9 protein-coding genes and 1 pseudogene are annotated in these 7058 nt (G+C 60.1%); 7 read left to right on the top strand and 3 right to left on the bottom strand.

The features are described from left to right. Positions 1 to 1029: 1029 nt before the first annotated feature. Complete coding sequence (locus NF876_RS43020) at positions 1030 to 1317, top strand: hypothetical protein (protein ID WP_262265828.1); 288 nt, start codon at positions 1030 to 1032, stop codon at positions 1315 to 1317. A 91-nt stretch (positions 1318 to 1408) separates the two neighbouring features. Here the strand turns inward: NF876_RS43020 and NF876_RS43015 are convergent, their stop codons facing one another. Continuing rightward, positions 1409 to 1603 (bottom strand): hypothetical protein, encoded by a 195-nt coding sequence (locus NF876_RS43015; RefSeq protein ID WP_262265827.1) that lies wholly within the window; start codon positions 1601 to 1603, stop codon positions 1409 to 1411. Between the two features lie 259 nt (positions 1604 to 1862). On the opposite strand from NF876_RS43015, the pseudogene NF876_RS43010 reads away from it, so the two are divergent. The 3 genes and pseudogenes from NF876_RS43010 to NF876_RS43000 form a co-directional block, all read left to right on the top strand. Then, positions 1863 to 1991 (top strand): annotated as a pseudogene (locus NF876_RS43010) (peptidase); the annotation flags it as partial. A 190-nt stretch (positions 1992 to 2181) separates the two neighbouring features. Next, positions 2182 to 2451 carry a hypothetical protein gene (locus tag NF876_RS43005; RefSeq protein ID WP_262265826.1) on the top strand — a complete coding sequence of 90 codons (270 nt, stop codon included), beginning with the start codon at positions 2182 to 2184 and terminating at the stop codon, positions 2449 to 2451. Then, positions 2448 to 2651, top strand: a complete 204-nt coding sequence (locus tag NF876_RS43000) for a helix-turn-helix domain-containing protein (protein WP_262265825.1) — start codon at positions 2448 to 2450, stop codon at positions 2649 to 2651. The genes NF876_RS43005 and NF876_RS43000 overlap by 4 nt, the downstream gene beginning before the upstream one ends. A 232-nt stretch (positions 2652 to 2883) precedes the next feature. On the opposite strand, the gene NF876_RS42995 is transcribed toward NF876_RS43000, so the two are convergent. After that, complete coding sequence (locus tag NF876_RS42995) at positions 2884 to 3153, bottom strand: DUF6894 family protein (protein ID WP_262265824.1); 270 nt, start codon at positions 3151 to 3153, stop codon at positions 2884 to 2886. Positions 3154 to 3648: 495 nt separating this feature from the next. On the opposite strand from NF876_RS42995, the gene NF876_RS42990 reads away from it, so the two are divergent. Then, a complete protein-coding gene (locus NF876_RS42990) occupies positions 3649 to 3927 on the top strand; it encodes a hypothetical protein (protein WP_262265823.1) in 279 nt (92 codons plus the stop codon). Positions 3928 to 4073: 146 nt separating this feature from the next. After that, the gene (locus NF876_RS42985) at positions 4074 to 4298 is read left to right on the top strand and encodes a DUF3563 family protein (RefSeq protein ID WP_262265822.1); all 225 of its coding nucleotides are present in this window, start codon (positions 4074 to 4076) and stop codon (positions 4296 to 4298) included. Between the two features lie 341 nt (positions 4299 to 4639). Here the strand turns inward: NF876_RS42985 and NF876_RS42980 are convergent, their stop codons facing one another. After that, the gene (locus tag NF876_RS42980; RefSeq protein WP_262265821.1) at positions 4640 to 5821 is read right to left on the bottom strand and encodes an adenylate/guanylate cyclase domain-containing protein; all 1182 of its coding nucleotides are present in this window, start codon (positions 5819 to 5821) and stop codon (positions 4640 to 4642) included. A gap of 696 nt (positions 5822 to 6517) precedes the next feature. Between NF876_RS42980 and NF876_RS42975 the strand changes: the two genes are divergently transcribed. Next, positions 6518 to 7058, top strand: a 541-nt coding sequence (locus NF876_RS42975; RefSeq protein ID WP_262273698.1) for a PLP-dependent transferase, incomplete at its 3' end; no start/stop codon positions are given.

The raw sequence follows: 7058 nt of genomic DNA, 5'->3' as shown, positions 1-7058 counted from the left end.
CCTTTACCGTTTGAACGAATTCAACTTCGCCACGGCTGGCCTTTTGAACCATTGATACCTCGGTCACTAACATAATCCAGCGTGAAGTGTATAGCTGTCTCTGTTGTTGCTTAGCCAGTTCGCTGCAGGTTCAATTGTAATCTTCCAGTGACTAAAGAGTAGGCTTTCGCCTATACATTCCGCACTATGACGGTCATCGATGAATGGCAAGGTCCTCAGCAGAGGCTCACTCGGCGCTACGCTGACAGCGCCGATGCTCGCAAAGCTCAAGGACCAATGCCGATCAGGCAGCAGCCCTATAGGCAGTCATCGACGGCCTTCTCAGGCCCACCTGAAATCCGCTTGGAACTCGAACCCCATTCACCTCGCGATCTGTCGTCGACGGACAGCTTGGGTGAGGTTGAGGTGATGGCCAACCGACACAAACCGCCCGCGACGAGCGGGGCGGGATGGGGCACTGCTCGGCCCAGTCGAGCCCAAAAGCAAACGCTCCAGCCGAGAGAGGTTCGCTTTAACTCTCAGCCGGAGCGCCGTAACTCCCGTAGGGCACCTACATAAGCCACGTCTGATAGGCTAAGTGGTCTGCGCACATCCGCAACTGAGCAAGAGGGGTGAATCTTTGGTCCCAAACCGCGCCCTGTCTGCTTTCAGGAGTAGCCCCGAAAGCGAAATGCTCCAGCGATGGGTGGCTCGACCCATCAGCCAGGTCGGGTGCGTGCCAAGGAAATGACATCACGCTTTGGATCCCGGCCTGCCCATCTGGCCGTTATCGCCGCCCAACATGGCGGCTTTCCAGTTGAGGGATGATCACGGGCTCTCCATTATTCTCAAACCCTGACGGCTCTCGATCCCAAAAGCAGATCCTAACCTGAATCTGAGGGAGGCAAGGACAGAAGCGCCAATCAGCTTTCTCCTAAAGGCCTATGTGCCAGACCTGAAACTTGAAGCAGCATTGGAGAACCTGAGAGGGGCTATCGGCCAAGCCGGAGGCGCTTAGCAGGATCGGCAGCACCGGGGTGAGAGGCGACGATGAATCGAGAACAGCAAGCCGCGCGGATCGAGAAGATCGTGACCACGATTGCCGAGCGGGCCGTCAGCTTGCCTCCTGGTCAACGCTCCGCCTTTATCCTGGATGAAGTCGAGAAGGTGCGGCAAGCTTTCCCGCAGACCTATGAGGCAGATGAGGGGCTGAGGGGTTACGCCATGGAGTTCGTCGACAAGATGAGCGCGTGGGTCGAGGCCCGAGTTCACGCACTGGAGACCGGGGCATCCGGCGAGGCCAAAGCAGGGGAGGGAACGACGGAGCTAAAGTCCTGAGCCGGGAGCGCGCCATCGCGCGGATGGAGCGATCCGCGTTGCCGTCGATACAGTGGATTTCTCGCATGGCAAAACAGGACGGGGGTTCTGATCAGATCCCAAACGCCGCTGGAGCCGCTCCCCACAACCGAAGGGGCTTGCCAGGCGGCTGTGGCGTTCGCTCGCTTGAGTCGATCGGCACGATGATGGATGTCATTCCACCATAGATGACAACGTAGCCTTGCTGCCTGAGATAGCGCTCGACCTCGTTCAGGGTTTCAAGCCATGGGCGGAGAAAGTTCAGCATGCTGGCCTCAGAACAAAAGAGCCCCTTCGGCTAAGCAAGAACTGTGCCTAGACGCTCGGGAGCCCCGCCGCTAGCGCGGAAGAGCAGCGTTGGGATAACGGCTGAACAGTCTCGTTCTAACAGGCGCGGCTCACCCGTGCCGAGTTCACTATAAGCGGTCAGCGTTGGGTTTGATCTCGGTCCCGGTCCGATCCCTGCGGATTCCGGCCCTGGTTTTGTTGATCCTGCTGCTTCCGATCCTGGCCGCTCTGGTTCTGCTGATGAAGTGGTCCACCGGGTCGAGCCGGGTGAGCCTTACTTCCATGACTTGAGCGAGCGCTGGTCGGCGGCCTTGCGCGCCGCCCACAAGAGCATTCCGCGTCCGCCCTATGGACAGGAGCCGTCATGAGTGCAGGGTACTGGTGACATTCTGATGCAGCGCTGCTTCCTGCAGCAGGTCGTGCTCATCCGCTTGGCTTTGTGCCGAAACATCGATCAAGCCGGCCTAAATGGCCCTGATGTGTCGTCTTGCCGACAGACATGCCACCTATATTCCTGCCACCATCCAATCTGCAGGACAGTAGTCATGGAGGCCGGAGGTGAGCGACCAGCCCGAGAGCCGTTTGATCGGCAGCCAGAGCAGCGCAGGCTTCGTCGCATCGGGTGAGGATCATCCCCTGGTGCGATCCTTGCGGTCCATTCTGCGGGAGATTGATGACGAGTACGAGCGGGAGCGCGAGACCCTGCGCAGAACTCTGCCCGACAGCAATGTAAAGGATCGGGCTCTGGCGATGCTCAAGGCCAGACACCTGGGGCGGCGGGAGAACTACGTCAGGGAACTGGCGGCACTCCTGGACAGCCGAGCATGACGGGAACCCTCATCAGATTGCCCGATCCGGAGGTCTGCCGGTTCTCCACCGTGGAAGCCAACGTGTTGCGGCGCCTGAGCGAGGGAGCCGGCATCGACACGATGGCGCGCGAACTTGGCCTGGCGGCACCTCTGGTTCAGGAATACGTCAGGTCGGTTCTGAGAAAAGTGCGTGAGAGAACTGACCAGCAGCGCCCCTGATCGAACGTCTCATCCATCTCATTTCGCTCCGATGGCTTCCGAGCAAGGCACAGCCAGCTTTGGTCAATCGCGGGATGCGCGTCCGTGTGTCTTCCCGGGTACAGCCACCGTGCAGCCCTTGAGGCATTCTCAATGGGTCCAGGAGTGGAGGGCTGGGGGCTGACTTCTCCCTCTGGAACTCAGCGCCTCTGCTCACGCGGGGCGCTTCTCTTTGTCGAGGGTCTCGCGTGACTTACGCGCTCCAGGAATGCGGCCCCTGATGGGATGGGCCGTGCCGGTCAATCCGCATTGACGCGGTCACCGTACAGACCCGCTGGTTCTGCTCGTCCCGCACCTCGATGACAACATCACTGATATCGCCTCGTGCCAAGCGGCTTGTCCCAATCTCAGCCGCCGAGCGGGCCGCCGCCTGCACGGCCGCCTCGAGGCTGTCGAACTCGGCCCCCTCGTCATCGCGTACAGGCGACTTTAGGTTCTGGACATCAAAATAGTAGCGGGCCATGGCACTCTCTCCCGTTGGCCAGCCCCTGTTCTGTTTTGGATTGTCTAACGAGCCGGATGCATCAAGGCGCCCTGGCCAGGGGTGCTGTCTTAAAAACCCTCAGCCAGGGCGTCAGCGGAGGGGAAGCCCTCCAACCACCCCCGCGCCATTGACCAACGGCACCGGAGCCTCTGTTCGGGCTGATACGCCACGCGCCCGGTACACGCATCTTGCCGTAGCCATGGTAAACAATGTGTATGCGAAGGATGCCACGACTCTCGCTTGTCCTGTCGTGTCAAGTTGAGCTTACTTGCGCACGAGTCGTGAGCAACGCCCTCTTCGGACCCTGCACGGGCCTCCCGACTTTGCCGGGAGAAAGGTGCGTCCGCCTACCCTATGTGCACGTCTGCCGCCGCTCCTTCACCCGCAATTCCATCAGCCGTCGGCTGCGACAATTGTGCATCGCACAAATTGCGCGCGCGCTCGTTAGCTTGTCAGGTGCCGGGGAGACGGGTCATGGGTGACAAGAAAAGCATTCCTGCCGCGTGGGGCCAGCGTCGGACACGCTATGATCCTCCTGGTCTCGATGAGGCCATCGCGGCTGCACAGGGCCTGACGGACCGGGTCGAGAGCCAAGTTGCCATCGCGGCACAATTGATCGGTCTACCGGAAGAGGAAGTCCGAGGTCGCGTGCTGATGGTGCGGGCTCAGACCAGGCAGAGTCGACCGGGATTGGTCCGAGAACGGCAGCCCGAGATTGTGGTCGTCAAACGGCGCAGTCCCCGCGCCACCTGAGCCTCCTCGTAACCGAACCTTCACGTCGGTTTGCTATCGTTCAAGACATCCGAAGCAAGAGCGCACGCACAAGAAAGAACGTACCACACCAAGTAGCCTGCAGGGGAAGCGCCAGAGGGCTCCAGACGCATCAGAGGAGCCATGACATGGTCTTGTACACGCTTTGCAAACTCGCCTCGCTTAAGCGGCCGTCTTCGCCCTTAGTCATCGGACGGCATCTGACTTGGATCCGCCATCAGCTTGAGCCCACGGATGAAGAGCGCGACGCGGCGCATCTCGCATCAGCCGCAGACCTGCATGAACTGGAGTTCCGCATCCGGGAACTCGATCGTCCAGATCGGCAGAGACGCGGACCGTTTCATCATTTCTGACGCGTTCATCAAGTCGCCCAATAACAATCTAGGCTTGTTGGTGCGGGAGCTATGTCGGCGGTCCGGTTCGATGTGGAGAGCGCGATGCAATCTGCCTTCGTGGTTGGTCAGCTCGTCCGCGCCAGGGGACTGGACGTCTGTGTGAAGTAGTGCGCGTTCTTCCGGTCACAGAGGATGGCATGCTCCTGTACGTGATCAGAAATGAGCAAGGGGCAGAACTGATTACACGACACCATGAACTCCGAAGAGCGTAGGCCGACATGCGCGGGCAAGCGGCGGCGAGACCGCAAAATGGGTACCGACTACCGGCAGCTCATATCATGCACGGACAGACGAGACGATCATTCCTTGGCTTCCGCATAAGGTGGCACCAGAGCGAAGATCATCTGCTTGTTCGGAATACCTTCTAGGACGAAACTGCCGAGAGGTTGTATTGTGTCAGCAGGAAAGTACGCTGCCATCTCTCGCGAGCACACAGCAACCTGTCTCATGCTCTTGGCGACCGCTTCCAATCGGCTGATGAGGTTGACTGTGGGGCCAACCACCGTGAAGTCCAGGCGATCGGCGCTTCCGATATTACCATACGTGACAGGGCCAATGTGCAGACAGCCGACAAAGTGCAGATCACTCAGGTGAGCGGCCTTCCTCAGGGCTGCCTCCAGGGCACAGCGTGCGCGAGCACAGGCCTCCTCTCGTCCACCAGCTTCGACAGGAAAGATCGACAGCACGCCGTCGCCGATGAACTTCAGAACGTCACCCCGCTCGGAGCGAACGGCCTCGACGATGACCTCCAGATACTGATCGGGGCGTTCCAAAAGCTGGTCGGGCGCCAGTTGCTCCGCAAGCGCCGTGTACCCCCGCAGGTCCGTGAGCAGCACGGCCGCTTCGATCTCCACCTGATCGCCGCGGCGGATGGCACCTGCCGCGATGCGTCTGGCCGGACCATCGCCGAGGTAAGTCCGCAGCAGGCTCTCGGTCGAGCGTCGCATGGCAGCTGGCTCTAACGCTGCGGCCAAGAATGGGCTGAGCTCCTGAATAAAAGTGACATCCTCTGGACTGAAGCCACTGACGGCGTCTGTGGTGAATGCGGCCCCTTGCACCGAGCCGTCACCGTAGATGTAGGGAAGGGCAGGGTAGTCGGTGCTGCCAGCTGCGGCCAGTTCGAACAACACCGGATGATCCTTGGCTGGGTCCAAGTGCTTCAGGGAGCGCTGAAAGCGGGTACGGGTTTTGATCACGTGCTCGAAAGGGCTGCCGGCATAGGAACTCGTCGCCAGCATGCTGCGGGGAACGATATACTCCTGGGCGTCAGCCCCACGCACCCAAGTGATCCCCCACGCCCCGATGAGAGGATTGGCCAGCCGCTGCCCGAGCCGCACCCGCCAGAGCGGAATGCCAGCATGCACCAGCCCCTCGCAGGTCTGCGCCACGATCTCGACTGGCGTGAGGCTCACGCGGGCGGGGCCAGCCAGCCAGCTCGCAAGATCGCAGACACGGATATCTGGCTTCCGCCGGCCGGGCATGGTCGTCCCTTCAGAACCATCACGGAGATTACCTGCGGTGCGATGTTGCCATCACGAGGACGATCTCTCGTATCCCAGTATTACTCCTCAAAGCAGGAGCCACTGTCCAGGATCGTCCGAACCGCATTCACCAATGGCCCTGCACAGCCCAGCTCCGGATGATTTTTCAGTATCGCTCCCATGGCACCCCGACAGACGCGGGACATGACCAACTCAAGACGAGAGCGGACTGGTATAGAGAAAATCTGCCCAAAGGTGGGCACATGCTCCCAATCGAAGGCAGCTGCCGAGTGTTGTTGTCTTACAGAGAGAACATGGCTTCCTTAGTTTGTCGGGACTCAATGAATTCACAGGGTGAACGACACTCTGAGTACCTCGGCCTCAAGCGTCGTCTTACCCAAAAGCCGCTGCAGCTCGCGGACCCAGTTCTGGAGGGCGCGGCAATCGGAGGCCGGCTCGTTTTGGTTATAAAAGTAAACCTACAACTGAGTTCCTGCTCAGCTTGTCGTCTAGGAAAGAGATTGCCTCTGCGGGGCGTTCACCGTCCTAAGCCAATACTAGAGCTCAGAATTTCAGCCCTGTGCCCACGCCTGCGCAGGTTGGTTCAACGCGGCGCCTGTGTTCTGCCGCCGTTTGCCACCCTGCTGGCACGAGTGCTACCGAAGCAGATAAGGAACACTACGGAGGAGCAGCCGAATGAATGATCAGACGTCGGTGAGCCATGACGCAACCCTGACCCTTCATGCCGGAGCGGGGCCTCGGGAGGTCGGATTGCCGGCATCGTCCCCTCCGGTGATGGCAACCAGCTTCTTCACTCATCCAGACGCGGTGGGTTTCTCAGCCAATGATCTGAACGAAGCTGCGCCTCATTTCTACACGCGCTGGAGCAATCCGACCCTCGCGCTGCTGGAAACTCGCTTGGCTGCACTCGAAGGTGGCGAGGCGGCCCTCAGCTTTACCAGCGGCATGGCGGCAATCAGCGCCCTGTTTCTGGATCGCCTGAGCAGCGGTGATCACCTGGTTCTGTCCAATGTCTGTTACGCAGGTGTTGCAGAGCTTGCCCATGATATTCTGCCCAAGCACGGCATCGCCGTCACAGCCGTCGACGCGTCGAACCTTGAGGCTGTGGCTGCGGCAATGCGGTCAAACACCAAGCTCGTCCACGTTGAGACGCCAGCCAATCCGATCCTCCGCCTGTCCGATATAGCCGCCATCGCTAAGATCACCCATGCTGGCG

The organism is Microvirga yunnanensis, assembly GCF_025460875.1.
This window is presented reverse-complemented; position numbering and strand designations above follow the sequence as displayed.